Annotated in this window: 23 protein-coding genes; 8 read left to right on the forward strand and 15 right to left on the reverse strand. The window is 45.7% G+C overall.

Features of this window, described 5'->3' with window-relative positions; translation table 11 throughout:
* Positions 1-11: 11 nt before the first annotated feature.
* The 4 genes from mnmG to VX941_04830 are packed head-to-tail and all read left to right on the forward strand — an operon-like array spanning position 12 to position 4,206.
* On the forward strand, positions 12-1,886 hold the full coding sequence (gene mnmG, locus VX941_04815) for a tRNA uridine-5-carboxymethylaminomethyl(34) synthesis enzyme MnmG (protein ID MEE2932729.1): 1,875 nt from the start codon (positions 12-14) through the stop codon (positions 1,884-1,886).
* A 4-nt stretch (positions 1,887-1,890) separates the two neighbouring features.
* Positions 1,891-2,505, forward strand: a complete 615-nt coding sequence (gene rsmG, locus VX941_04820) for a 16S rRNA (guanine(527)-N(7))-methyltransferase RsmG (GenBank protein ID MEE2932730.1) — start codon at positions 1,891-1,893, stop codon at positions 2,503-2,505.
* Positions 2,498-3,316 (forward strand): ParA family protein, encoded by an 819-nt coding sequence (locus tag VX941_04825; GenBank protein MEE2932731.1) that lies wholly within the window; start codon positions 2,498-2,500, stop codon positions 3,314-3,316. The genes rsmG and VX941_04825 overlap by 8 nt, the downstream gene beginning before the upstream one ends.
* Positions 3,313-4,206 (forward strand): ParB/RepB/Spo0J family partition protein, encoded by an 894-nt coding sequence (locus VX941_04830; protein MEE2932732.1) that lies wholly within the window; start codon positions 3,313-3,315, stop codon positions 4,204-4,206. The genes VX941_04825 and VX941_04830 overlap by 4 nt, the downstream gene beginning before the upstream one ends.
* Before the next feature lie 33 nt (positions 4,207-4,239).
* On the opposite strand, the gene holA is transcribed toward VX941_04830, so the two are convergent.
* The 4 genes from holA to VX941_04850 form a co-directional block, all read right to left on the reverse strand.
* Positions 4,240-5,265, reverse strand: a complete 1,026-nt coding sequence (gene holA, locus VX941_04835; protein ID MEE2932733.1) for a DNA polymerase III subunit delta — start codon at positions 5,263-5,265, stop codon at positions 4,240-4,242.
* A gap of 27 nt (positions 5,266-5,292) precedes the next feature.
* The gene (gene lptE, locus VX941_04840; protein ID MEE2932734.1) at positions 5,293-5,820 is read right to left on the reverse strand and encodes an LPS assembly lipoprotein LptE; all 528 of its coding nucleotides are present in this window, start codon (positions 5,818-5,820) and stop codon (positions 5,293-5,295) included.
* Positions 5,807-8,365 (reverse strand): leucine--tRNA ligase, encoded by a 2,559-nt coding sequence (gene leuS / locus VX941_04845; GenBank protein ID MEE2932735.1) that lies wholly within the window; start codon positions 8,363-8,365, stop codon positions 5,807-5,809. The genes lptE and leuS overlap by 14 nt, the downstream gene beginning before the upstream one ends.
* Positions 8,366-8,449: 84 nt before the next feature.
* The gene (locus VX941_04850) at positions 8,450-8,962 is read right to left on the reverse strand and encodes a DUF3576 domain-containing protein (protein ID MEE2932736.1); all 513 of its coding nucleotides are present in this window, start codon (positions 8,960-8,962) and stop codon (positions 8,450-8,452) included.
* Between the two features lie 107 nt (positions 8,963-9,069).
* On the opposite strand from VX941_04850, the gene VX941_04855 reads away from it, so the two are divergent.
* On the forward strand, positions 9,070-9,744 hold the full coding sequence (locus VX941_04855) for a YggS family pyridoxal phosphate-dependent enzyme (protein ID MEE2932737.1): 675 nt from the start codon (positions 9,070-9,072) through the stop codon (positions 9,742-9,744).
* 13 nt (positions 9,745-9,757) lie between these two features.
* On the opposite strand, the gene VX941_04860 is transcribed toward VX941_04855, so the two are convergent.
* Entirely contained in the window at positions 9,758-10,255 is a 498-nt protein-coding gene (locus VX941_04860) for a L,D-transpeptidase family protein (GenBank protein MEE2932738.1), read from the reverse strand.
* Positions 10,256-10,311: 56 nt separating this feature from the next.
* Entirely contained in the window at positions 10,312-11,520 is a 1,209-nt protein-coding gene (locus tag VX941_04865; protein ID MEE2932739.1) for a hypothetical protein, read from the reverse strand.
* A 240-nt stretch (positions 11,521-11,760) separates the two neighbouring features.
* Here VX941_04865 and VX941_04870 point away from each other — a divergent pair, with 240 nt between their 5' ends.
* The 3 genes from VX941_04870 to VX941_04880 all read left to right on the forward strand — a co-directional run bounded on the left by VX941_04870 (position 11,761) and on the right by VX941_04880 (position 14,268).
* On the forward strand, positions 11,761-12,441 hold the full coding sequence (locus tag VX941_04870) for a response regulator transcription factor (GenBank protein MEE2932740.1): 681 nt from the start codon (positions 11,761-11,763) through the stop codon (positions 12,439-12,441).
* 103 nt (positions 12,442-12,544) lie between these two features.
* Positions 12,545-13,390: an MBL fold metallo-hydrolase gene (locus VX941_04875; GenBank protein MEE2932741.1), complete on the forward strand. Its 846-nt coding sequence runs from the start codon at positions 12,545-12,547 to the stop codon at positions 13,388-13,390.
* A 23-nt stretch (positions 13,391-13,413) separates the two neighbouring features.
* Entirely contained in the window at positions 13,414-14,268 is an 855-nt protein-coding gene (locus VX941_04880; GenBank protein MEE2932742.1) for a class I SAM-dependent methyltransferase, read from the forward strand.
* Between the two features lie 136 nt (positions 14,269-14,404).
* Here VX941_04880 and VX941_04885 read toward each other — a convergent pair whose 3' ends face one another.
* The 9 genes from VX941_04885 to VX941_04925 all read right to left on the reverse strand — a co-directional run bounded on the left by VX941_04885 (position 14,405) and on the right by VX941_04925 (position 24,618).
* Complete coding sequence (locus VX941_04885; protein ID MEE2932743.1) at positions 14,405-15,583, reverse strand: ABC transporter permease; 1,179 nt, start codon at positions 15,581-15,583, stop codon at positions 14,405-14,407.
* Positions 15,580-16,578, reverse strand: coding sequence for an ABC transporter permease (locus tag VX941_04890; GenBank protein ID MEE2932744.1), 999 nt, complete (start codon positions 16,576-16,578; stop codon positions 15,580-15,582). Before VX941_04890 ends, VX941_04885 begins: the two co-directional genes overlap by 4 nt.
* Before the next feature lie 9 nt (positions 16,579-16,587).
* Complete coding sequence (locus VX941_04895; GenBank protein ID MEE2932745.1) at positions 16,588-18,519, reverse strand: ABC transporter substrate-binding protein; 1,932 nt, start codon at positions 18,517-18,519, stop codon at positions 16,588-16,590.
* Positions 18,516-20,414 carry an ABC transporter ATP-binding protein gene (locus tag VX941_04900; GenBank protein MEE2932746.1) on the reverse strand — a complete coding sequence of 633 codons (1,899 nt, stop codon included), beginning with the start codon at positions 20,412-20,414 and terminating at the stop codon, positions 18,516-18,518. Before VX941_04900 ends, VX941_04895 begins: the two co-directional genes overlap by 4 nt.
* Positions 20,414-20,950: a hypothetical protein gene (locus VX941_04905; GenBank protein ID MEE2932747.1), complete on the reverse strand. Its 537-nt coding sequence runs from the start codon at positions 20,948-20,950 to the stop codon at positions 20,414-20,416. Before VX941_04905 ends, VX941_04900 begins: the two co-directional genes overlap by 1 nt.
* Before the next feature lie 61 nt (positions 20,951-21,011).
* The gene (locus VX941_04910) at positions 21,012-21,770 is read right to left on the reverse strand and encodes a polysaccharide deacetylase family protein (protein MEE2932748.1); all 759 of its coding nucleotides are present in this window, start codon (positions 21,768-21,770) and stop codon (positions 21,012-21,014) included.
* The gene (locus tag VX941_04915) at positions 21,767-22,897 is read right to left on the reverse strand and encodes a glycosyltransferase (GenBank protein MEE2932749.1); all 1,131 of its coding nucleotides are present in this window, start codon (positions 22,895-22,897) and stop codon (positions 21,767-21,769) included. The genes VX941_04910 and VX941_04915 overlap by 4 nt, the downstream gene beginning before the upstream one ends.
* Before the next feature lie 30 nt (positions 22,898-22,927).
* The gene (locus VX941_04920; protein MEE2932750.1) at positions 22,928-23,521 is read right to left on the reverse strand and encodes a histidine phosphatase family protein; all 594 of its coding nucleotides are present in this window, start codon (positions 23,519-23,521) and stop codon (positions 22,928-22,930) included.
* Positions 23,522-23,523: 2 nt separating this feature from the next.
* Entirely contained in the window at positions 23,524-24,618 is a 1,095-nt protein-coding gene (locus VX941_04925) for a glycosyltransferase family 4 protein (protein MEE2932751.1), read from the reverse strand.
* Between the last annotated feature and the right edge of the window lie 17 nt (positions 24,619-24,635).

Raw genomic sequence — 24,635 nt, forward strand, 5'->3', positions numbered from 1 at the left:
AAGGTTTTAATATGTTATCAGATAAAAATTGGGATGTGGTTGTAATTGGTGGCGGCCATGCGGGTTGTGAGGCTGCATCTGCTGCCGCTCGGTGTGGAGCCGAGACTCTCTTGGTCACCCACCGGCTCGATACTATTGGCGAAATGTCGTGTAATCCCGCAATCGGCGGCTTAGCCAAGGGGCATCTGGTTCGGGAGATTGACGCCCTCGGTGGGGTGATGGCTGAAGCCGCAGACGCCGCCGGGATTCAATTTCGTATGTTGAATAAAAGCAAGGGCCCAGCTGTTCGGGGCCCCCGTGCGCAGGCAGATAGAAAGCTCTACCGTAAAGCAACGGCAGAAATATTGCGGAGACAAACCAAGCTGCACATCATGGAGCTTTCCATCGAGGGGCTTCTTGTAGACAGCTCTGATCGCGTTGCTGGTGTTGTTGCTTGGGGGGGCGAGACAATTCTTACGAAAACTGTAATACTTACAGCTGGCACATTTCTTCGAGGTATAATCCACATCGGTGAGAAGCAAATCCCAGCTGGACGTGTCGGTGAGGACGCAACTTATGGCTTGTCTGCGACTTTGGAACGCTACGGCTTTGCCATTGATCGGCTCAAAACCGGCACGCCGCCTCGTTTGGACGGAAGGACAATAGACTGGGCGGGGCTGGAGGCTCAGAAGGGTGATAATCCGCCTCAACCATTTTCATTTATGACGGACAAAATACAAACCCCTCAAGTTGATTGCCACATTACCTATACGGGCGTGGAGGGGCATAAGGTTATTCGAAAAAATATTGACCGAGCACCCATATTCTCCGGGCAAATTGAGTCGCGCGGACCGCGCTATTGTCCATCAATAGAAGACAAGGTTATCCGTTTTGCTGACAAGGCTCGCCACCAAATATTTCTTGAGCCGGAGGGGCTTGATGATTTTACGGTTTACCCAAACGGCATTTCAACTTCTATGCCCGAAGATGTGCAGCATATGTTTCTGGCCACAATTCCGGGTTTAGAGCGTGCGACGATGCTGCGTCCAGGCTATGCGATTGAATACGATTTTGTTGATCCACGCCAGTTGAAGCACACAATGGAGACCAAAAGAATTAGCGGGCTCTATTTTGCGGGCCAGATTAATGGAACAACTGGATACGAAGAGGCCGCGGCGCAAGGTATAGTGGCAGGCATCAATGCTTCTCGGTCTGTGCAAGCTTTGGATCCCTTTACACTGGATCGAGGACAAGCTTACATCGGTGTGATGATAGATGATTTGGTCACAAAGGGAACCAACGAGCCCTATAGAATGTTCACTTCTCGAGCAGAATATCGGTTAAGATTACGCGCTGATAATGCAGATCAGCGTTTATCTCCCCTGGGAGAGGGCTTGAACTGTTTATCTTGCGAGCGGATCAAGCGGTGGCACAAGAAAAGAGACGCATTAACTTATGCGCGCTCGCTTAGCAAGAAATTAACAGCTACGCCGTCGGAGCTTACAAAGCAGGGAATTGATGTTCCGAAAGATGGGAAGCGACGCACTGTAGAAGAAATTTTAGCCTTACCCGCAATAAAAATACAGACGCTTTTTTCGCTATGGCCCGAGCTGTCGAAGCTGATGCCAGAGGTGACTGAACAGTTAGAGATAGACGCACAATACAGTCACTATCTGGCGCGGCAAGACGCTGATATCGAGGCGTATAGACGCGATGAGGCCCTTGAAATACCCGGTGATTTGGATTACGCCGAGGTGGGGAGCCTTTCTACCGAGGTCCGCCAGAAGCTCGAATCGGCACAGCCTGCGACCTTGGGGGCTGCCGCTCGCCTCTCTGGTGTTACGCCCGCAGCAATAATAGCGTTGTTGCGACATGTAAGGCGCAGAAATTTTTCAGACCGTGCATGACCTCATGTCGCGCCAAATGTTTTGCAAATTGGTCCCTGTTTCACGTGAAACAGCTGACCGGCTCGAGGTTTACATCACTCTCCTTAAGAAATGGAACAAAACCATAAACTTGGTGAGCTCGCGTAGCTTGGATGACCCCTGGAGGCGCCATATCCTTGACAGTGCACAGCTGGCCCGTCACATCCCGAACAAAAAGGCGCGCATAGTTGATTTGGGCAGCGGCGGTGGATTGCCGGGCTTAGTGCTTGCCTTGATGCTACCGGGGGCCGATGTGCACTTGGTCGAATCTGACAAACGTAAATCCGCTTTCTTGCGGGAGGCTTCGAGGGAGCTGGATTGCAAGGTTAGTATACATGTGGAGCGCATCGAGTCTGTCATCGATACAATACCACACATAGATATTTTTACGGCTAGGGCCCTTGCACCTCTTCCAAAGCTTTTAAAGTATGTTGAACCTGCATTTAACGAGAAAAAAGTATGTATTTTTCATAAAACAGAAGGTATAGATAAGGAATTAGGTCTGTTAAATTCAGACATTATAAAATTTGCACGTGTTTTGGACAGCATTAGCGATCCGCGCGGGAGAATATTAGTTTTGGGAGTTGAGCAAGGTGAATAGTGTCGACGAGACAAAAATTGGGTCAAAATCCAAAACGAGAGTTTTAGTTGTTGCCAATCAGAAAGGTGGCGTTGGAAAAACTACTACAACCGTAAACTTGGCAACTGCACTTGTTGCCATTGAAAAACGGGTGCTCATTATCGATTTTGATCCACAGGGGAACGCTACAACCGGGCTTGGGTTTGATCGATCTCAGATAAAGACTTCTTCTTACGATGTTTTAATTGAGGGTGCAGGGTTTAAATCTGCGGTCCTTGCAACGGATATTCCCCGATTATCAATAGTGCCGGCCTCGGTGCATCTCGCGGGAGCCGAGGTAGAGTTGGTAAATGCTGAGCGCAGAGAATATAGATTAGCAGATGCCCTAGAAACATTGGGGGTGGGGGCTTTTGATTACATTTTGATAGACTCACCCCCTTCCTTAAACCTTCTTACAATTAATGCCTTAACGGCTGCCGATGCGGTTTTGGTGCCATTGCAGGTCGAGTTTTACGCGCTTGAAGGTCTTAGCCATTTGCTTAGTACGATTGAACGTGTTCGTCGTGTTTTCAATCCCCGGTTGGACATTCAGGGGGTGGTTCTTACGATGTTTGATAAACGCAATAATCTCTCGGAGATGGTCGCTGAAGATGTTCGCAATCATCTCGGCGATAAAGTGTATAGTACCATTATACCAAGGAATGTTCGCATTTCTGAGGCGCCGTCGTTCGGTAAGCCTGTTCTTCTTTATGATCACAGTTGTGCTGGGGCCCGAGCATACATACATCTCGCCGGAGAGTTGCTTAAACGCGAGCGGGCGGCTGCAGCATGATTTCGACCGAAGAAAAGAGGGTTCGTCGCGGTCTCGGGCGCGGTTTGTCTGCACTCTTTGGCGAGGAGGAGCATGCTACAGCGACCAAGATCAAGTCTGGGTCTTCAGAACTGGCCATCCACGTTTTGAAGCCGGGTAAATTTCAGCCTCGCCGGCATTTTGACGATTCTGCTCACGCAGCACTTGTTGCTTCTGTAAAAGACAAGGGTGTTTTGGAGCCCATTCTCGTACGGGCACTAGATGATTCATCCGATAACTACGAGATCATTGCTGGCGAGCGCAGGTGGCGAGCTGCTCAAGCGGCTGGGTTACATAAAGTGCCCGTGGTGGTTAAGCAGATGGATGATCGAGAAGCTCTGGAAGTAGCGCTTATCGAAAATCTGCATCGCTCAGACCTCTCTCCGTTGGAAGAGGCTGAGGCATATAGCCGACTGCTAGAAGAATTTGGCCATACTCAAGAACAATTAGCAAAGGCAGTGGGTAAAAGTAGAAGCCACGTTGCAAATATGATCCGGTTGCTCGCGCTTCCTGACTCGGTAAAAAATATGGTTCTTGATGGCAGGTTGAGCGCTGGACACGCTCGTGCTCTAATTACATTCTCAGAGCCAGAGCTGCTAGCTTCTGAGATTGTGGCGAAGGGTTTGAGTGTCCGACAATTGGAAAAGTTAATTCAACGTTCTACGAATGGAGCAGCAAAAAGGTCTATCGGTAAAAATCAAAAGATAATCGGCTCTAAAGATCCAAATACAGTTGAGCTCGAGGGGAGTTTAAGTGATCGCCTTGGTCTGAAGGTTATGATTGAGACAAAAGGAGAGGGTGGTACGTTATCTGTGCAGTTCCAAAGTTTGGAACAGTTGGATGATTTGCTTCAAATTTTGACTCGAAGTTGAAAATAGGTTTCTGAACTAAGCTGCAAATATTTTTTAGCGTGCAGTTCGAGCAAGGGCAGCGACTTGATGTAGGGTCCGGCCGCAAATAGCGGTGTCTGGGATGTTTGTTCTTTTACATTCTTGCTCGGCTTTCAGTAGTAGTCCCAGAGCTTTTAGCGCTCGGGATTTTGTCCAAGAAAGCAATTGTAACCGAAACTGTCCCTTAGCTTTGAAAAACACCGGCGGGCGCAATTTTTGCATAGCTTGGTCTGGAGAATCGCCCTCTTGTATTTTCTCTAAAGCTAGCTGTAACCTTACCAAGTGTCCCGCTACAGCCCGTAATATTGCTATAGGCCTGATGTCTTCGTTAAGGCATCTATTGATCGCTCTGTCCATGGCCAAAGCATCTCCATCAGCTGTGTGGAGAGCTAAATCAAACAGGGTAAGTGCGGAATTGTCTCCGATCATCATTTCTGCATCTTTAAGTGATACTTCTCCTCCATTACCGACAAAAAGCGAAAGTTTTTCGAGCTCAGAGCGCGAAATAGCACGATCATTCCCTAAACTATTCTCAATGAAATTAAGTACGGTAGGATCACAGGAAATGTTCCTCTCATTGAAAATGGTGCGTATAAGGTGCCCTAATCCACGAAAGTCATCCGCATAACAGGCCAACGCCGCCACAGAATCCGATTTCTCGAAAAAAAGTCTAAGCTTGTTGCGAGGTTTGAGGTCGCCGGCCCTCAAAATTAGCAAGGTGTCGCGATTTGCATCGTTAAGCGCAGCTTCAATAGTGTTCGATAATCTTTCACTTGCATCGGCAATAATTACTAAACGCCGATCTCCGGTGATCGATAGCGTGTTAAGGGTGTCAGTAAGCACCGTTACATCATCAAGAATATCTTTCTGAGACAATCTCGAAACATTGAAAGGATCGTTGAGGTCCGAGGTGTTTTGCTTAGCTAGATCCATTGTTCGCTCTAGAACAAGTCCTGCGTCAGGGCCGTAAATCAATACCGCATGGAAATTTTCGGCACCGTTTTTTATAAAGGTGCTTGCATGTCTGTTATCAACTTTCAAAATAAATTGCCGCCTATCGGTTTTCTATTAGCTGCGACGCAAGTTATGAAAAAATGTACTTATCCTGAGGGTAATGTCATCAGCTATTTCTCTTGTCCCTCTATCAAAGGCGTTTTTCTCTGCACTCAAAGTAGCAAAATCAGAACTGATTATGTTATAGCTATTAATTGACCTTGAGCTTCCGCGAAATAGAACAGCGTTTGTTTTGCTCTCACTCAGTACATATTCTGCGTTGAGCGTAAGTTTTGCTCTAGTGGCCTCGTCAACAATGTTGAACCCAAGCTCAGTTTTGGTGGACTGAAGTTTAACATCCAGTTTATAGAAGGGTGACTGCGGTTGGCCATAGGGATTAAACCGGTCAAGAAGCAGATTTTTAAGCGTTTGGCCCAGTCTGTCTTTGTAGTCAACTTTGTCGCGCAAATTAAGTATTTCAACTTGCGCGAGGTCGTCGTTTACTGCATCACTGCCGGCCTTTTTTTGATAAAGAGGCTCAAAACCACAACTGCTTGTTAAGAAAAGGGCGGCGACCAACAGAATATTTTTAAATAACAACATTTACCACCTTATTAGGTATTACAACTACTTTAATCGGCTTTCTGCCTGACAGTGCCCGCTGGACGTTTTCATCTGCTAAAGCGCGCGCTTCGGTAAGCTCCCTATCACTATTTCGTGGAATTTCTATCTTACCTCTCAGACGCCCATTTACTTGAATTGCGATTATTACGGTCTCGTCTTCTAAAAGTGTTGAGTCCCACTGAGGCCATGTTGTTTGATACAAACACTTGTCATTACCCATCTTCTGCCACAGCTCTTCAGCAATATGAGGAACGATGGGATATATTAACTGTACAATCGTATTATAACACTGTGTCCTCATCCAATCAGCATCTTCGGTTCTTATATGAAAATTAGATACGGAATTAGTAAATTCTCGTATTCGTGCTACCGCGCGATTAAAATGAAATTTATCGAGATCGCCCGTTACGTTTGCAATGGTCTTGTGCATTTCTTTGTGAAGAGAGGCTAGGGTATCAAAATTTTTGGGTACGGATCTAGCTGAGTGATCGACTTTGTCTGAAAATTGTTCGATCATGCGCCAGATTTTATTTAAAAATCGCCACGAACCTTGAATGCCAGCTTCGGTCCACTCTAAATCCCTATCAGGGGGACTATCGGACAACATATAAAGTCGCGCGGTATCCGCACCGTAAGCATCGATGATTTCCGAAGGGTCGACCACATTTCGTTTTGATTTGCTCATCTTTTCGGAGCGACCTTTATTTATAATTTCACCAGTTTTTGCATGCTTCCATAAGTTGTCGTCTTGAACAACTTCGGAAGGAAAAAGCCACCTCCCGTTAACGGTTTTGTACGTTTCGTGGCATACCATCCCCTGTGTGAAGAGGCCGGCAAACGGTTCCTCGCAGCTTATTAAATCTATTTCATTAAGGGCGCGGATGAAAAACCGTGAATATAGCAGATGCAGGACGGCATGTTCGATACCCCCTATATATTGGTCAACGGGCATCCAGTAATCAGATGCCTCTCTGTTAAAGGGCTGGGCGGTGTGATGGGGAGAACAATAGCGTGCGTAATACCATGAGGAGTCGAAAAATGTATCGCAGGTATCTGTTTCCCGTCGCGCTGGTTGGTTGCATTTAGGACATGTCACATGTTTCCAAGTTGGGTGTTTTTCCAGGGGGTTCCCTGGGCCATCGAAGACAACATCTCTGGGCAAAATCACTGGTAAATCTTTGTCTGGTACAGGTACAACGCCGCATGAGGAGCAATGAATTACTGGAATGGGACAGCCCCAATACCTCTGCCTAGACACTCCCCAATCACGCAATCGGTAGCTGGTCTCAGGTTCTCCATGACCTTGGACCATTAGTTCTTTCAACACACGTTTGAATGCTTGTTTTGTATCCAGTCCGTTAAGGAAGTCCGAGTTAATAAGAGTTCCAGTTCCTGTATATGCCGTATCGGTGATCAGAAAATCACTTTCGGACTCGTCAACAGGCAGTATCACAGGCTTGACCTCGAGGCCATACTTCAGAGCGAAATCCAAATCGCGTTGGTCGTGTGCTGGGCAACCGAAAATTGCCCCGGTACCGTAATCCATTAGAACAAAGTTAGCGATGAATACTGGAAGAGTTTTAGTTTTCAAAAATGGATGTTGGGCGGTAAGGCCAGTTTCAATACCTATCTTTTCTGCATTCTCGACAGATGCTTCGCTAGTTCCAACTCGATTACAATCCTCAATGAATGCTGCAATCCGGCTGTCTGTTGTGGAGAGGTCTTGCGCTAACGGATGGGTTGCAGCTATCGCGCAAAACGAGGCACCGAATAAAGTATCCGGCCTCGTCGTAAATACTTTAAGCGAAACGCCATTACTTAAACCGAAACTGACCCGGGCACCCTCTGATCGACCAATCCAGTTTTCTTGCATAAGACGCACTTTGTCGGGCCATCGATCAAGATGAGCAAGCCCCTCCAAAAGAGAATCTGCAAATGCTGTAGTCCTAAAAAACCACTGATTGAGCAATTTTTTCTCGACAGGAACCCCAGTTCGCCAACCTTTACCGTCGATCACCTGTTCGTTAGCTAAAACAGAGTTTTCCTCCGGGTCCCAATTAACCCAGCTCTCCTTTCTATAAGCGAGGCCAGCTTCCATTAAAGCCAGAAATAACCTCTGCCCTTGCTTGTAATACTCAGGGTCGCAAGTGGCAACTTCCCGGGACCAATCGATAGAAAGACCCATTTTTTTTAGCTGCTGTCGCATAGCAGCGATATTTTCACGCGTCCAATCTGCTGGGTGGACTTTATTTTCGAACGCTGCGTTTTCTGCAGGCAAACCAAATGCATCCCAGCCCATAGGATGCAATACATTAAAACCACGGGATCTTTTGTAACGCGCTACCACGTCACCGAGAGTATAATTGCGAACATGACCCATGTGTATGCGGCCAGATGGATAAGGAAACATTTCCATCACATAATATTTTTCACGGGTATGATCTTCGGTCACATCGAAGCATTTGTTTTCGGCCCAAATGCGCTGCCACTTCTCTTCCGTGATTTTGAAGTTATAGCGGCTCATTAGTTTCACCTATGCGGAGCGTTTTGAATTTAAATTCTGTCTTGGGACAAAGTGAACTTGTAGTATTAGGTGCCTTGAATTTTATTATTGACCTAGCTTTATTCGCATTTGCCGAGCTCGTTTTAAAATCGCATTCTCAAGATCTGTACCAGTTTTTTGGTTAACTTTTGCTTCGATCCAACTTCCTCCCGGTGTCTGTCTCTGGCGAAAAACAGTGACCCGTAAACCATCGGCACGCAGTGCCTTGTCAAGGATATAAATATTCACTTTAAAGCGCTCATTAGGAGACTCAGGGGGGGTATACCAATCAGTGATAATAACACCACCGAACGGATCGGCAGTATTGAGTGGTAGGAAAGAAATTGTATCAAGCGATGCTCGCCATAAATAACCATTAACTGAAATTGACGAGGTTTCGGATCTAGTCCCCTCGTTGGACCCAAATACCGCCTCAATCAACCCGCCGTTTTTGCTGCTATCACCGCCGGCTGCTTGTAGTGGTTCAGATTCCTTGGTGCTAGTGCCACCATTATCGCTAGAGCAGGAGCCCAAAACCAGAACAATGAAAAACAAAATTAGTATGTTATACTTTGTCATGATGTCTATATGCAGGAAAATCGGCTCTGAAATCTATAAAATTTTGAACCGGTGCGAAAATCTTTTAATTTCTGTAGCACATTGTTGGGTTTTCTATGGAGATTTCTATGAGCCGATCTGAAGACGTTTGTGTTAATGTTCAAAATGTAAAGCAGAATATAGAAAAAGCGGCAAATATAGCGGAGCGTGAGCTTAGTTCCATAGAATTAATAGCCGTCGGGAAGACCTTCGGCGCGGATAGGATAGAGCCCCTTTTGCATGCTGGACATAGGTGCTTCGGTGAGAACCGGGTACAAGAGGCGCAATCAAAATGGCCGGCTATAAGGAAGAAATTTCGTGGGGTGGAGTTGCATTTGATCGGGGGGCTTCAAACTAATAAGGTTAAAGCTGCGGTTCAGCTCTTTGACGTTATTGAAACGTTAGACCGACCGCGGCTTGCAAGGGTATTAGCGAAAGAGATCGCTTTGTCTGGTAAGAAGCTCACTTTTTTCATCCAAGTGAACACCGGAAACGAGCCACAGAAGTCGGGAATCTCTCCGAACGAAGCTGATGCGTTTATTCGTTTGTGTCGCGATGAACTGAAATTGTCGGTGTCGGGCTTAATGTGTATACCCCCCACACATGAGGAACCTTCCCTACATTTTGCGTTGCTTCAGAAAATAGCTAAGCGAAACCGCCTTGAAAACCTAAGTATGGGCATGAGTTCCGACTATGAAACTGCAATAGAGTTCGGAGCTACGCACGTTCGCATTGGTTCAGCAATTTTCGGTGAGCGCAACTGAAGTGAGGGCGATCTTAAGTGGATATGATCAAGTTATCATTAGGTCCAATTAATTCCAAAACATTTAATAAATCATTTGGTAACACTGAAATACAGCCTTCGGTGGGCCTGTAATCCGGTTTGGCACAATGTAAAAAAATTGCGCTGCCAAGGTAGGGCACTACCGGCTGATCATTGTGACCCAACACAACCACAATGTCGTAAAGGCCGTCATCTCGCCACAGCTTTTCATGACTCGCTTCGTAAGGCACTCTTACTGGTTTATTATAATTGGGATCAGAGGGTTCATCGCACCAGCCATCCTCCGGTAGTATAATTGACTTGGACAGTCTTGTTTTTGGGGGGGCGTAGCGGTCTGAGCGAAAAAGTAGAGAGCGAAATGGGAATTTGCCTGTCGGTGTTGCACCGTCACCTTCTTTTTTGTTTGTGGTAACTCCTCCCCGGCCAAGAGCGCATCGAAATTGTTTTCCATCTGCAATAAGATGACCTGTGGGTTTTACGAAGACATTCATATCAGAAAAATTGGAATGGATTTTATTTTACTTTTTTGGACATCTAGGCGTTCCATTCAGGAACGCTCCTTTTTCTGACTTCGAACCATATCTTCATATTTGTCCAGGGCATTTAACATGATATTTGGCAACTCGGTCGCAGCATTTTGAAAATTGCCACGAGCTAAATGAGATGAAAGTTTCTTGAAATTATGTTTATGACCGTTGACAAAAATGTCCTTATCTATGAACGGTGGTTTTAAATCTCTGTTATTACTTTGGAGTTCGGTATAAGGCATAGACTTTCGTTTGTTCTTTGACCCATACTCTTGCACGAGCCTTTCCGATATGGACGTCGTTGCCAGCAGAGATTTTCTAGTCTCCCGGGCCATTGCGGTTCGCAATTGGGCGCTAAGATTGGCGGTGTTTGTTTTTTCGCTATTTGTATGGGAAATTTGAGAATGAGGCTTGTTTTGCGCGGGAATTTCTCGACTCGGCACAGCCGACCGTGCCGCCAACAGCGCATCTGCTGCTTTGGAATTGAGAGGGTCTAAGCCAGGTACCACAGGATTTTTCCCATTCGGTGGTATCATTATACCTCCGAATGCTCGCCCACGCTGGCTTTGCACAGGAACTATCGGAGCACCAGCATAACTTGGGATGCGATTTGGTCTTTCTGTATTAGACGAGATGATTTCTGGGCTTGAGGCTGCCTGGACTGGGATGCCGGAAGGTTTTCCCCGCTTATCTGGATCTACCGGAGAGGCGAGTTTTGTGGAGCTGTCGGATTCGCCTCCAATGCCGACAAATGCAAGCGCGTGCTCGCCAATGTCTTGGCCCGTAGCATTTTCTAAAACGGCATTAAAAAGTGCGCTTGCAAAGCCTATACCGCCTCCAAACAATGCCCCACCGGCCAAACGAGAACCGGGTTCTATTTGGTCATCGGTCAAAGCGCGGTAAATGGTGGAAATAACCGGTATATGTTGCAAGGGGTTAATTATATCTACCAAATCGCCAAAAGTGAGCCCGTCTTGGCCGAATAGATCTTTGGATTGATCTTCATCCCATATTTTTTCTGCTTCAGCTCGGGTGACGGTCTCGCCAGCGTATTGATCGTCAAATTCGGCGAAAGGATGATCGACCTCTTCATGTTCCATTTTTGTCAAAGGTGTGTTTTTGGTTTTCTCACTGGAGCTGGACGAATTGCCCTGAACAGATGCGCGATCGTTCACAGAGTAATTCGGAAATAAATGATTGTTCGCTACCGTGCTCAAAGGTGTGGTCATTAGTTTATCCTCTCGCTAATTTCCTATGCAAAAGAGGTGCCATCTATTCTGAAAAAATACCGTGGACTTCGCGGGCGTATGATGTCCACATGGGGCTATGCGAAACGAAATGCCGCTAAGAAAAGCCTTGAATTGCTTAACCTGTAAAAAGTAACCAGACTATTATTACAGGATCAGGTTTTTAAAATTTTAGTGGTTTATATATCGTCAAGATACAATGCCGAGCTGAGGCAATATAAAATGACAACTACAAAAGTGCTAATTATTGGCGAAGATACTGCGCTACGAATCTCTCTGGAAGAACAATTACAACTCCACGATGAGTTTGTAGCTCTTGGAAGTAATAGCCTTAAAAATTCTATTCAACTAATAAAAGAACACCGAATAGATATAATAGTTTGTGATGATTGCCTGTCAGGGATGACAGCCGGTGAAATCTTTAGATTTTTGCGTCAGAATAGTTTTAAATTACCGATCATTATGTTGTGTGACGCTACCGTTGAACCTAGGCTGCTTGAAAAATTTAATGGTAGCGAACAAAGCTACATAACTAAGCCATTCAAGCTTAATCTTCTGATAGAAAGGTTGCGAACAAGTTGTAGGTATAAACCTTCTGATTCCAGCCTAGAAATAGGCCCTTACAAATTTATAGTTGGGTCAAATATTCTGACACACAAGAACAATCGAAAGACGGTGCGTCTTACAGAGAAGGAAGCTGCAATTCTTGAGCATCTCCACAGATGTAATGGTGAAGTAGTATTAAGGGAAGCGCTGCTCGGTGAGGTTTGGGACTATAGTGCTGATGTTACAACGCATACTATTGAGACACACGTATACCGACTTCGACAAAAGATTGAAGAAAATCCGGCTTGTGCGAAAATACTGGTGACTGAACGTGGTGGCTATCGATTAAAATTCTAAGGAACTTTTTTCGAATAAATTTCGTTCTGCAACTTACAGATATTAGGGAATTGGGGTAGAGTTTTGAACATAGCAAACCCTGAAACTTTTTCTCGTGTAGGACATGTCTGATATCTCTGATTTACGCCTTCGGTTTTGGGGGGTACGCGGTAGTATCGCTTGTTCCCGTGATCAGGCCTCTCGATATGGGAGTAATACTCCATGCATTGAGGTGCGTTGTGGGGACCATCTAATAATATTCGACGCTGGAACTGGAATAGTTAATCTCGGAAGTGCTTTGTCGTGCGAGGGCCCTGTAGACACCCATATTTATCTAAGCCACACACACCTTGACCACATATGCGGTTTGCCTTTTTTCAAGCCATTGTATGAGGGCAAAAACAAGATTCGACTGTCTGCTGGAAACTTGAAACCTGATTATACTTTGAAAGAGGTTTTAAACCAGATGATGGCACCGCCGCTCTTCCCAGTTTCAACTGATATTTTTCAAGCCGATGTAAGTTACCGAGACTTTGTATCGGGCGAGCCGCATGAGCCATGGCCTGGCATACAAATGTCAACTGTTCCTTTAAATCATCCGAACGGGGCCACAGGTTATCGCCTCGATTATAAAAGTAATACGGTCTGTTATGTAACCGATACTGAACACCAAGAAGGGATACTTGATACCGACCTTATTCGGTTTATAGAGGGCGCAGACTTATTCGTTTATGACTCCACCTACACTGAACAAGAATATACGCGCTTTAAAGGTTTTGGTCATTCCACATGGCAGGAGGGAGTAAAATTGGCTGAGTTGGCGAACGTTAAAAAGCTTGTAATATTTCACCATGATCCGGAACACGATGACAAGTTTATGGATAAGGTCGCACGTGAGGCTGAAAATGTGCGGCCGGGAACAGTTGTTGCTCGTGAAGGAATGACATTGATAGCCAGTTCGGGCTCATAAATGCCGTCTTTTTTAGGATTCTAATGTCAAAGCAGTTACGGCGGTGGTGGCTTGGTTTAAATACGCTGTTTGGTAGCCAATCCCACGGCTATTACATACCCTCTAAAGCTTCTGTATACGATAGTCGTAGCGCGGGAGATCTTAATTACCAGCATTGGCGGAAAAAGATAAATGAGGCGGCGTCGACTCAAGTTCATTGGCTAAGGCTTGCGGATCGTTATGAGTGTGATCTCAGAAAGATTGATGGAACAGGGACAGAGAAAGCAAGATGGACTCAGGATTGGTTTCCACGTCTTGATGCAGCAATGCTATATTGTATGGTCAGACATTTTAAGCCTAAGCGAATTATTGAGATTGGTGTCGGCCATTCTACGAGGTTCGTGGCTCGGGCGATTTGTGATGAGGGCATAGAGGCTGTCCACATAGCCATTGACCCAGAACCTCGCAAGGATGTCCCCCAAAGTGCAAACTTGTGCTTGATCTCAAAGCCGGTGCAGTTGGCAGGGAATGAAATTTGGGGAAAAGTTGGGTCTCGTGACATTGTGAGCATAGACTCCAGTCACATATTGATGCCTGGCAGTGATGTGGATTTTCTGTTCAATGAAATTGTGCCATTTTTAGCTAATGGTGTAATTGTCCATGTACATGACATTTTCTTGCCGGATGATTATCCGTCGGATTGGCATTGGCGTGGTTACAACGAACAATGTGCCGTTGCCTCTTTTTTAGCCGCCTCGAATGCAGAATTAATGTTTTCAAGTCACTTTGTTTCGCATTATCTGAAAACCATCTTTTTGTCGACTGAAGTTGCTAAACTACCGCTTCAGCCAGGAGCTCGAGAGTCGTCTATATGGTTCCGAATTACGTCACATGAATAAATTCAATTACTTCTTTACCACCTTAAACTGAAAAAACTTTGGGCCTCTTAGGTGCTATGTTAATGACACAGCTGTCTGATTTCTCATCTTTTTTATGTTCCTTGTGCATCAGTTTTTATAAGGAGGCATGCCTCAATTACTTGTAAGGGTCAGCCGCGTCTCGCAATCCGTCTCCTAAAAATTGGAAAGCAAGGACTACTAATATTACGGGTATTACCGGTAGTATCAGCCAAGGGTATAGTGCAACGACATTTATATTTTGCGCCTCATTCAGAATTACACCCCAGCTGGTAATGGGTGCACGCAGGCCGAGCCCGAGAAAACTGAGAGCTGTTTCTGCAAGGATCATACTCGGAATAGAGAGGGTGGCAGATGCAATGAGATGGCTCAAAAAGCTTGGAAGCAAATGCCGCACAATTATTCGTTTTGGTTTTGCCCCCATGAGTTGAGCTGCAACGCAGAAGTCTTCCTCGCGCAGAGCAAGCAATTTTGAACGAACCGCTCGCGCTAACCCTGGCCAATCGAGCAAGCCAAGAATGATAGTAATTCCGATGAAAACTGATATTGGGCTCCAATTAACAGGCAAAGATGCTGACAGGGCCATCCAAAGCGGCAGTTCTGGAAAAGAGCGAATTATTTCAATTGATCTTTGAATTACACTATCGACAAGGCCACCATAATAACCGGCAAGACCCCCTATTATCATTCCGAGCATTATGCTGACAATGATACCAATTAAACCTACAGTCAGCGAGATACGGGCACCATAGATTATCCGTGAAAGCATATCCCGCCCCAACCTGTCGGTTCCGAGCAAAAATAATTGACCCTTTTGAGATGGACAAATTAGATGGAAAGAACCATCGAACACGCCCCAAAATTTGTAAGACGACCCGGGGTAATCTGGCGCAGAACATAAAAACCGCAAGGCATATCTATTATTTTTGTCTTCGCTATAAATCCAGCGTAGCGTAGTTAAGTCCAAGTGCACTTTTAAGCCGTAGACGAAAGGAGCCGTTAACTTGTCTTCATGGAATATTCGTATTTTTTGTGGCGGAGCGTATAGAAATTCAGTATGACGCGTGTGCAAATTGTATGGGGCGATTGTCTCTGAGAACAAAACACTCACGTAGACAAGTAATAAAAATGTCCCCGCTATCACCGCTAACTTGTGGCGGCGAAATTTCCACCACATTAGTTGCCATTGTGAGGACATGTAAAAACGTTTTTTTTCAACGCTGATCGGTGTTTTTTTACCTTTTATAAATGGTTCTTTGCTCACATAGTGCGGCAAGCGAGCGGGCGGAATATTCATCGTTGGAGGCCTTTATCAAGCCTAATTCGTGGGTCGAGGGCCGCAAGTGCAAGGTCCGATATTAGTGTACCTATTACGGTAAGAGCGGCAAGAAACATTAGAAATGATCCTGCTAAATACATATCCTGGCTTTGTAAAGCACTGAGCAACATTGGGCCGGTTGTTGGAAGGGAAAGAACAACTGAGACGATTGCCGCACCAGATACTATTTGTGGCAGCATATTTCCGATGTCTGCGACGAATGGGTTGAGAGCGCTTCGGAGGGGATATTTAAGCAATGCCCGTAGCGGCGGAAGCCCCTTTGCGCGTGCAGTTATGAAATATTGTTTTGACAACTCATCTAGCAAATTGGCTCTCAAGCGACGTATCATGCTCGCGGTTCCGGCGGTGCCTATTACGAGCACTGGAATCCAGATGTGTTGCATGACGGAGAGGGACTTCTCCCATGTCCATGGTTGATCAACGTAGATGGGGTCCATAAGCCCGCCAATTGAAATGTCAAACCAAATATGAGCAAAATATTGCAAAATAAGAGCTAACAAGAAATTTGGTGTTGCTAGTCCAATGAAACCGATAAATGTTAGGGTATAATCACCCACGGAGTACTGTTTCACGGCGGAATACACCCCGATGGGAAAAGCGATGGCCCAGGTAAAAATAATGGTCGTTAATGAAACAATGAATGTCAGTAGAAGGCGGTCTCCTACTACATCAGTAACAGGCTTGTCATGCTCAAACGAATACCCAAAATCCCCCTCCAACATGCCGCCAACCCAATGGAAATATTGAATGTGGAGCGGCTTGTCGAAGCCATACTGAGATTTCAAAAACTCAAGCTTTGCTTTATCTGCTGATTCGCCCCGGCTTTGAATTTCGTTAACAACACTAGTGAAATAGTCCCCTGGTGGAAGTTGTATAATTACGAATACGATGGCACTAATAGCCAGTATCGTGGGTATCATCAAAAAGAGTCGCCGTACGATGTAGCTCAGCATGGGATTGAGTTATTTCTTCTCGCTTTTGGGTTTTAACCAAAAAGTATCGGGTTCGTAAATGCCAAAGTGTGAGCCTGGATCCCAATTGTAGATACCTTGTATTGGAACGTTTTGGAGTTTTTTACTCACAACTACCGGCTGCAAAGTTCCAGAGACAAGTCCAATTGTAAATACCTGTCTCGCATGAATCTCCAGCATTTGATGCCAAACTTGTTCACGCTTCTCCAGCGTTGTCGATTTCCTCCATTCCTGAAGAAGCGACAGCAATTTTTTTGCGGCCGGCATATCTGGCGCAACACCGGCCTGACCATTCGTCTCTCGATACTGACCCCAGAGTGGCCATTGATACTGGGTCTGACGAGTTGGAGCTAATTCGGCAGGACTCGAAGTAACCGTTGGTAGCCCATTTTCTAGTCCGGAGAAAAGAGACATTACCGTGTCACCTGAATAAATTCGGCGGCGGATCACGTTTCTATGCGATGGTTTGATTAGTAGTTTGATGCCGATTTTTTGCCAGCTGTCGTGCACAAGCTCTAAAACGTCGGGCTCTTCGGTGTTTTCGCCAGCAGTCTCTACAATAATTTCCAGAGGTCTACCGTCAGGGAGAAGCCGTATATTCTGAGTGTTATATCGTGTAAGGCCAATTTCATCTAATAATTGGTTTGCAAGATCTAAGTCATATTGAGCATAGGCCTCTCGGTATTTTTTCTTATAGAGCCTGCTGGCTGGTAACACAGTATTCTGGCCCTCTAATGCCTGTCCGAAGTACAGAACCCGGTTGAGTTCCCGTCTATGCACACCTAGCGATAAGGCGCGTCTGAACCTTACGTCCCGGATCAGCTGGCGCCAAACAGCGTCTTTAACGTTGAGGTTGGGATATAACGCCATATGTGCTCCCTTAGCGTTTCGCCAAAGGTGAACATTGTAGCCGGCTTTTTTTTCATTATTTTTAAGAAACGTGTAATCATCGAACCTTAGATAGCGTGCCTGCAAATCAGCGCGCCCGGTTCCCGCCTGCGCCGGAATAATACTTTTGTCTACAATATTCATTACAATTTGATCAATGTAGGGGAGTTGGCGCCCCGCCTCATCTATTTTATGGAAGTAGGGATTTCTTTTAAAAATAAATCTCTCTGACGGTCCATTGGTAATGTTGACCCACGGTTGAAGGGTTGGAAGCTTGATATTGTTGTTCTTGTAGGGGTTGTCCAATTTGTTATGCAAAGCAGCCCAATTTCTCGCTCCCTTTTTGAGAGCATATTCTGCCAAGGTTTCTTCTGGCGTATAGCGTGCGTGGAATTTTTTCAAATAATGGGCGGGGCGAAAAATGAAAGGCGGGCGGGCGCGTGCTAAAGAGTGCAAGAAGTCAGGGTTAGGTTTAGACCAAGAAAAACGCACGGTATATTTGTCAATCACCTTGAAATCCGGGAGTTTACCATTGGCACGCATTACCTCCGGGGGGCCAGAGGGTGATAACATAGGGTTATTCGCGACGTCTTGCCAATAGTAACGGAAGTCTTCTGAGGTGAAAGAATGTCCATCAGACCATTTGTGACCGGGGCGTAGGTGGAGTGTGTAAACCCTGCCATTGCGAACTGCGACACGCCTCAAAATATCGGGTACAAGATCGAATTTCTTATTGTATTTCATCAACCTTGCGTAACCATAAACCACAATTAGCCGTATATCTCTCGGCCTTGCCATGAGTAATTTAAGGGTGCCTCCATGGTATCCTGGACTTTGCTCTCCGCTCCTAAATGTAGTTATGTGGGGGCTATGCGGAATTCGATCAGAAACTTTAGGAAGGGTCCCGCTTGTAACGAACTTCTCGAGCGAGGGTGTTTCAACCAGGGTTAGGGGGCGCTCAAAATTATTGCCTTTGGACTGGCCAATAGGCAAAACAGAAAAAAAAATGATCCCTAGAGATAGCAAGTTTTTCATATTAGCTTTTGGCCCCTTTGATCAGTGTCGGCAGCTCTAACAAAATGTCCCGCGCCTATTTGGCGAAGCGTTAACTCGCTGAGACCGTCATCGCGAAACGGGCCAGGCCAGGCTGCAGGTTCAGACGCACGCTCACCCAATAATTCATCAAAATCAAGAGGGTTTTCTAGATTAATATCCGGCACAGCTGAAATTAATTTTTGGGTGTAAGGGTGGGCAGGACGTTTGAATAGGTCTTCCTTTGAGGCAATCTCAACCAAGCGACCGCGGCACATCACCGCGATTCGATCAGCAATATATTTTACAACGGCAAGGTTGTGGGAGACGAATAGATACGTAAGGTGTAATTCGCGTTGCAAGTCTCCAAGCAAATTGAGTATTTGCGCCTGTATTCCGACGTCAAGGGCAGACACAGGTTCGTCGCAGATTAGAAGCTCGGGTTTAAGTGCAAGAGCTCTTGCTATGCCGATACGCTGACGTTGACCTCCAGAGAAGCTGTGTGGATACCGGCCTAGTGCTTCCTTTTCGAGCCCAACCAGCCGCATGAGCTCTAAAGCTATCTCGCGTCGACTTGATCTGCTCCCTACCCTATGAATGACCAAAGGCTCAACGATGATGTCTAGGACCGTCATTCTAGGGTCAAGCGAACTAAATGGATCCTGAAAAATATATTGTATTTTTTTTCTGAATTGGGACAATTCAGAGCCAGCAATGGCTAACACATCGATTTCGTGGCTATTATCCAAGAAAGTAAGGGATCCTTTGTTTGGTGTTAGTGCGCGTACAATCAACTTTGCCAGAGTTGTTTTGCCGGAACCACTTTCTCCAATTAGTGCCAGACATTCCCCGCGGTTAATATCAAAGCTTACTTCATTTACAGCCGTTACTGAATGGTCAAGGCTTTTCCGTAACCATTTGCTTCTTTTAAAATGAAAAATCTTATGGAGATTACGCACTTTTAAAAGAGGTTCTTCTGTGCCTATTGGTGACCGAGTGCGGGTATTCGCTGCACTAGGAGGAAAATAAACTTCATGGTTTCTCTCAATGCCATGGATGGGCTTCAAGCGTTCATTCTGACTTAAACCTATGCGCGGCACTGCCTTAAACAGTGCTTTCACATATTCATGTTGGGGATTGCGAAAAAGATCATTGCGGGTGCCAGATTCAACAATCTTTCCATCATGAAGCACTATCACCTCATCGGCCATATTTGCAACCACACCCAAATCATGGGTAATTATTAAAACCGCCATGCCCAAGTCAGACCTTAGGTCTCTAAGCAACTTCAGGATCTGTGCCTGAATAGTAACATCTAATGCAGTAGTTGGTTCGTCGGCGATAAGCAAGGCAGGTTGACAGACGAGCGCCATAGCAATCATAGCCCTTTGTCGAAGCCCGCCCGAAAGTTCAAAAGGATAACAGTCGACAGCATCCATCGGATTAGGGAAGCCCACTCGCTTTAACATATCACGTGTTCTACCGATGGCTTCACGATTGTTACAATTCTGATGTATTTGCAGAGCCTCTATGATTTGATCACCGATTGTGTGAAGTGGAGAAAGGGACGTCATTGGTTCTTGGAAAATCATCGAAATACGAGCGCCGCGGATACGACGCATTACTTTAGAGTTTGATTCCAATTTTGCGATATCAACTGTTGTGCCGTTTGCTGCAGGGTCAGAAAATAGGATTTGACCACTTTTAATATCTGCATTCTTAGGAAGAATACCCATGATAGCTTCTGCGGTGACAGACTTGCCGGCGCCAGACTCACCGACAAGCGCAACGCAAGACCCGGCTTCTACCCGAAAATTTGCTTCACTAACGGCATTAATCTTGCCCGCCGGAATATTTAGGTTAATACTGAGGTCATTAATTCGCAGCAGTTCCGTCATTAGAGCCCAAGATCTCGGTATTTATCTGCATAAGGCGTCTTTGAGTGCGGGTCGTCCTCATGGATGGTACCGAAGCCTCCCCGAAGGGCTCGAAAATTTGCCGACGTTGAAGGGTCTATTGGCACGTGCATCATATTGGCTTTTGTCTCAATTTCATTAGCAATCTGTATAAAACCCTCAAGTGCCGAGTCAAATTTCAGTTTCTGGCTATCAGCTTCGATGGTTAACTCCATCCAACTTGCTTTATTTAATACAGTGCCTGCTTGAGGCCGATCTTTGGAGGTTGTAAAATAATATAATTTTACAGATCCTAAACGGTCCCATGTTAGTCGTTTTTTAAATATACCCCGTCTAGTCACTCCTTTTTTATCGAACTCAAAAGTAGCCCATTTTTCCTTAATCACGTGGATGCCGTACGCAAAAAAGAATAAAGTAAAGAGCCCAAAAACCCCAAACATTACTGGTCCCAAATCTGCGAAAATCATAGGCAAACCGAAGAACAGCAGCCCAACCGAAGCACGAACGAAATCAGCCACTAGGCTGCGCCTTGAATACCTGTATTTTTTAGAAACAGTGATTGATTCTGGAGGATGCGTTTCAACCATTTTGGGGACTCAGTCTCATTATTTCACGGATGCTTTTTAAGGTAACATGAGGATTCGATTGTAAAGTCTTAATAAATCGATCAACAAAATTCCAATTGTCTTCATCCATCTGTTTATGATGGGTAAGTAGGCCAGTTGGTAAAGAATATTCAGCATTCTTTCTTTTGCTTCTTAATGTCCTTACGGTATTTTGTAAGATAATTCTAGCGCCTGTGAACGTACGATTTTTTTTCCATGATATAGGATCGATGTGGGTGTTTATGTTTTGAAGGCAACTTAACTCTTGCTTGCCGAACCCAGAAATCGCATGAAAACCTACATCAACCAAGCAGTGGCTATGTATCATTGCAACCCTGTTCCATGGGGGAGCAAGAACGGGAAGGAATTGTGTGCCGAACATGTCCGATAGGATCTCTTTGCCGAGAGACAAATCTCTATAAACTTGAGTGCGTGTTCGATTGATACCAAATTCGCTCCTTTTAGACGGAGCAGTCTCATAATTTTTGTGAGCAAATCCGTGTTGAATAATATCCACCTCTGTGTAGGCCCCAATGCTTTTAGCAATTTGAGGTTTTGCCATTTTGGGAATAACAGCAAGAGAGAGAGGTGCATCACGTCGCAGTTCCAAGAGGCGCTCAAACTTGGGGCCAGGAGTTTCAAGGTCGTCATCGCGCCACCAGAAACAGGCTTGGTTGCCAGCTTGACCCCACTTGTCCAATTCCCTTTCAAGGCTTAACCAATCTGACTTCATGGTGTTTCTAAGCAGTCTTTAATTTTGCGCGCAGTATTAATCGCGCCGCGGACATTTAAACTGCTTATCATCGGCGGTTCTAATGCCAGTGCTCTTCTCACGGCTGCACATAAGGTTTCAGTGTTCAATATTTTCTCATCAACTATTACTGACATTTTTCTATCGGCTAGTACTTTAGCTCTCAATGGCTGTTCTGTCTGACCATATCTACCAAACGGAACTAGAACATTTCGAACACCCGAGACCATTATGTCCATTACTGTGTTGTAGCCGGCTTGGCTAATTGAAAGTGTGGCTTTTGCAAGTAGTGCACGAAAATCGTGCCTCAGACTTTCTATCTTTATGTGTGGGGCAGGTCGGAAGCTTTCTTTGTGTGTTTGCGGGAAATTCGGTCCCGTTAATATTCTCCAACGCCAGTTTTTACCAACGCTACTCTGGGCTAGCGATAAGGCTGTCGAAATTAATAGAAAACCAGTACCACCCCCCCCAACAGAAACGACAATTTCCCCGTTCGACGTACTTTTAACTGTCTTGGCTGGCGCTGCTACGTAGCCCGTGTAGTGAAGCTTTTCCATAATTTTAGAAGCATGTGAAAATGTATGATCTAGCTTGATGAAGTCTGCGTCTCCATGCACAAGCACTCCAGTGAAATAGCTGTTAATTATTTCAACGATTTTTTTATTTCGCGCTGTACTTTTCTTAGGAACCAAAATATCGCGAACCGAGCAAAATATCGGCCCAACTCGTTTAGCGCGCTCAAGAAGTGGGGAAATTTCAGAACGAAATGACCATCGACCAAACGGAAAACTCTCAATAAGCGTTAAGTCTGGTCTAATTTTCTCATAAGCGTCAAGAATCACCTTCCGTCTATTATTTCTCCAAGCCTCATCTACCTCCGCTCCAGTTTCATCGACTACTCTCGAGAAAGAGGCATCTGCTGAGAGAGCTGCAGGAAGTTGGAGGATGTTTGTTGTGCCGGGATCAAACAGTGCATTCGGAGCACCTCCATTGACTAAAGTAACATCGAGGCCTGATTTGGTCATTTCTTTTGCTATCAACGCAGCTCGCATTGAATGCCCAATGCCGAGAAGGTGTTGAACGTAGAAAAAGACCTTTTTTTTTCTCATTGAAGCCAAAAAACTACCATAAACAAAGTGCTAGAGGTCTTGAATCATGGGCAGATCTAACTGTTGGACGCTTGGTGTACCATCTTTCGCAAGCTCAAAGAGATGGACACAGTCGTCTTTCAACTTCTGGGGAGGTTTACTTGTCATGTCCCAGTTTATTGAAAGAGCGTAGACGGCGCGGATTACCCCTTTGTGACAGACTGCGAGCGTGTTTTTCTTTGTTTTAGCTCTCTCACGCATGAATGGTTTTAATCGTTGTTGCACTTCCCGGGGGCTCTCTCCACCAGGCGCTCTGAAATCTAATCCTTTTGCCTCCCATGCTTCCATTAGGTTTCCAAGCTCAGAGCGAAGCTCATTTAACGATCTGCCTTCCCACTCGGACCAGTTCATTTCGACTAACCGATCGTCTGTGGGTATGCTCTTCCCAAAAAGAGCCCTTGCCGTTTCTTTTGCCCGGATAAGCGGGCTTGATACTATAAAAAAATCCTTAACTTCGTCAGGCACACGCCAATTACCTACTTGCATTCTGCCTTTTTTGCTCAACGGGATATCGCTGCGGCCTTGTACTAATTTGTTCTCGTTCCAACTCGTTAAGCCGTGCCGCACTAAAGCTAGAATTGTCATGTTTACCGCCCTACTTGACGTTGGCTAAGAATCCAATTTAATTTTGTGGCAGCCGTATCAAGGTTATGATGCTTTGAAATCCGGTGTATGGATTCTGCACCGAGTTCTTTGCAATGGTGCGGGTCGTTGAGTAATAATCGAAAATAGTATTCGAAATCTGTCGGGTTCCCCTCTTGGCACAAATAACCATTCGCACCATTTTTGATAAATTGCTCTAAGCCGGGTCTTTTGCTGGCAAGAACAGGTAAGCCCGACGCCGCCGCTTCTAAAAGTGCCATGGAACAGCCTTCCTTAAGGGCGGGCCAAGCCGTGAAGTCTCCCGCCGCGTAAAGTTCAGAAAGAGAAGAACCAAATAGAGTTCCGAGAAACCTTATATTATCAAATCCCTCGAACCAACCCCCTACTTTGGCCCGGACTGTCCCGTCACCGGCGATCAGTAGGGCCCATTTTCGATCGCGGAGTTTCAGTGCACATTGCGCCAGCAATTTATAAGATTCGGCCTTTATGTCCTCACGCATCATAGCGACTGTAACGACCCATGGAATATGTGTAGGTAGCTTTAGAGCTGTTGAGAGGCGCCGTCTTGCTCTTTCGCGCATTGGTGGAGTTATTTTGCGCTGGCGTACGAATGGTGGCATCATAAAAAGTTTGTGACCACACATTAGGTCATGCCGCAGGCTATCAACATCTAGCGGATCGAAGCATATAAGCTTATTTGCACGCAGGATTGCGTTCTTGGCTTCGGCAAAGCCCGGCGCCCATGGGCCACTGGTTTGTTTTGCAGCATAACTTGCGTCGGCCACCACGTAAGGTATGCCAAAATAATCTGACAAAGCTGGCCCGATCAGATCAGGGGCTTTGTGGTAAAGGTGATAAGTAAACCAAACATCCGGGGGTGTTTTCGTTAACTTGCAGATCGCGCGTTCCCGGGCATATTCGGCTTTTGCTGCGATTTCCAACCACCGATGCCCATAACGGTCATAGCTTCTGAAGTGCGAGGCCAGCGTTACTTGATGACCGGAATTTTTCAGTGCACGCACGATGAGGCGAGCAAAACTTCGATCACCCGAAGGGTTTGGGTGATTGGGTGATTTCATGGGCGCATAAAACGCTA

The sequence above is a fragment of the Pseudomonadota bacterium genome (assembly GCA_036339585.1).
In the GTDB taxonomy this organism is placed as follows: Bacteria; Pseudomonadota; Alphaproteobacteria; order UBA8366; family UBA8366; genus UBA8366.

Coding starts and splice junctions, on each gene's coding strand:
- leuS (MEE2932735.1), bottom strand. CDS start 8,365: ATGAGCCGCTATAACTTCAAAATCACGGAAGAGAAGTGGCAGCGCATT.
- VX941_04870 (MEE2932740.1), top strand. CDS start 11,761: ATGACAACTACAAAAGTGCTAATTATTGGCGAAGATACTGCGCTACGA.
- VX941_04830 (MEE2932732.1), top strand. CDS start 3,313: ATGATTTCGACCGAAGAAAAGAGGGTTCGTCGCGGTCTCGGGCGCGGT.
- VX941_04850 (MEE2932736.1), bottom strand. CDS start 8,962: ATGACAAAGTATAACATACTAATTTTGTTTTTCATTGTTCTGGTTTTG.
- VX941_04915 (MEE2932749.1), bottom strand. CDS start 22,897: ATGAGAAAAAAAAAGGTCTTTTTCTACGTTCAACACCTTCTCGGCATT.
- VX941_04860 (MEE2932738.1), bottom strand. CDS start 10,255: ATGAATGTCTTCGTAAAACCCACAGGTCATCTTATTGCAGATGGAAAA.
- VX941_04890 (MEE2932744.1), bottom strand. CDS start 16,578: ATGCTGAGCTACATCGTACGGCGACTCTTTTTGATGATACCCACGATA.
- rsmG (MEE2932730.1), top strand. CDS start 1,891: ATGTCGCGCCAAATGTTTTGCAAATTGGTCCCTGTTTCACGTGAAACA.
- VX941_04855 (MEE2932737.1), top strand. CDS start 9,070: ATGAGCCGATCTGAAGACGTTTGTGTTAATGTTCAAAATGTAAAGCAG.
- VX941_04910 (MEE2932748.1), bottom strand. CDS start 21,770: ATGAAGTCAGATTGGTTAAGCCTTGAAAGGGAATTGGACAAGTGGGGT.
- VX941_04895 (MEE2932745.1), bottom strand. CDS start 18,519: ATGAAAAACTTGCTATCTCTAGGGATCATTTTTTTTTCTGTTTTGCCT.
- mnmG (MEE2932729.1), top strand. CDS start 12: ATGTTATCAGATAAAAATTGGGATGTGGTTGTAATTGGTGGCGGCCAT.
- VX941_04865 (MEE2932739.1), bottom strand. CDS start 11,520: ATGACCACACCTTTGAGCACGGTAGCGAACAATCATTTATTTCCGAAT.
- VX941_04925 (MEE2932751.1), bottom strand. CDS start 24,618: ATGAAATCACCCAATCACCCAAACCCTTCGGGTGATCGAAGTTTTGCT.
- VX941_04920 (MEE2932750.1), bottom strand. CDS start 23,521: ATGACAATTCTAGCTTTAGTGCGGCACGGCTTAACGAGTTGGAACGAG.
- VX941_04900 (MEE2932746.1), bottom strand. CDS start 20,414: ATGACGGAACTGCTGCGAATTAATGACCTCAGTATTAACCTAAATATT.
- lptE (MEE2932734.1), bottom strand. CDS start 5,820: ATGTTGTTATTTAAAAATATTCTGTTGGTCGCCGCCCTTTTCTTAACA.
- VX941_04875 (MEE2932741.1), top strand. CDS start 12,545: ATGTCTGATATCTCTGATTTACGCCTTCGGTTTTGGGGGGTACGCGGT.
- VX941_04880 (MEE2932742.1), top strand. CDS start 13,414: ATGTCAAAGCAGTTACGGCGGTGGTGGCTTGGTTTAAATACGCTGTTT.
- VX941_04885 (MEE2932743.1), bottom strand. CDS start 15,583: ATGAATATTCCGCCCGCTCGCTTGCCGCACTATGTGAGCAAAGAACCA.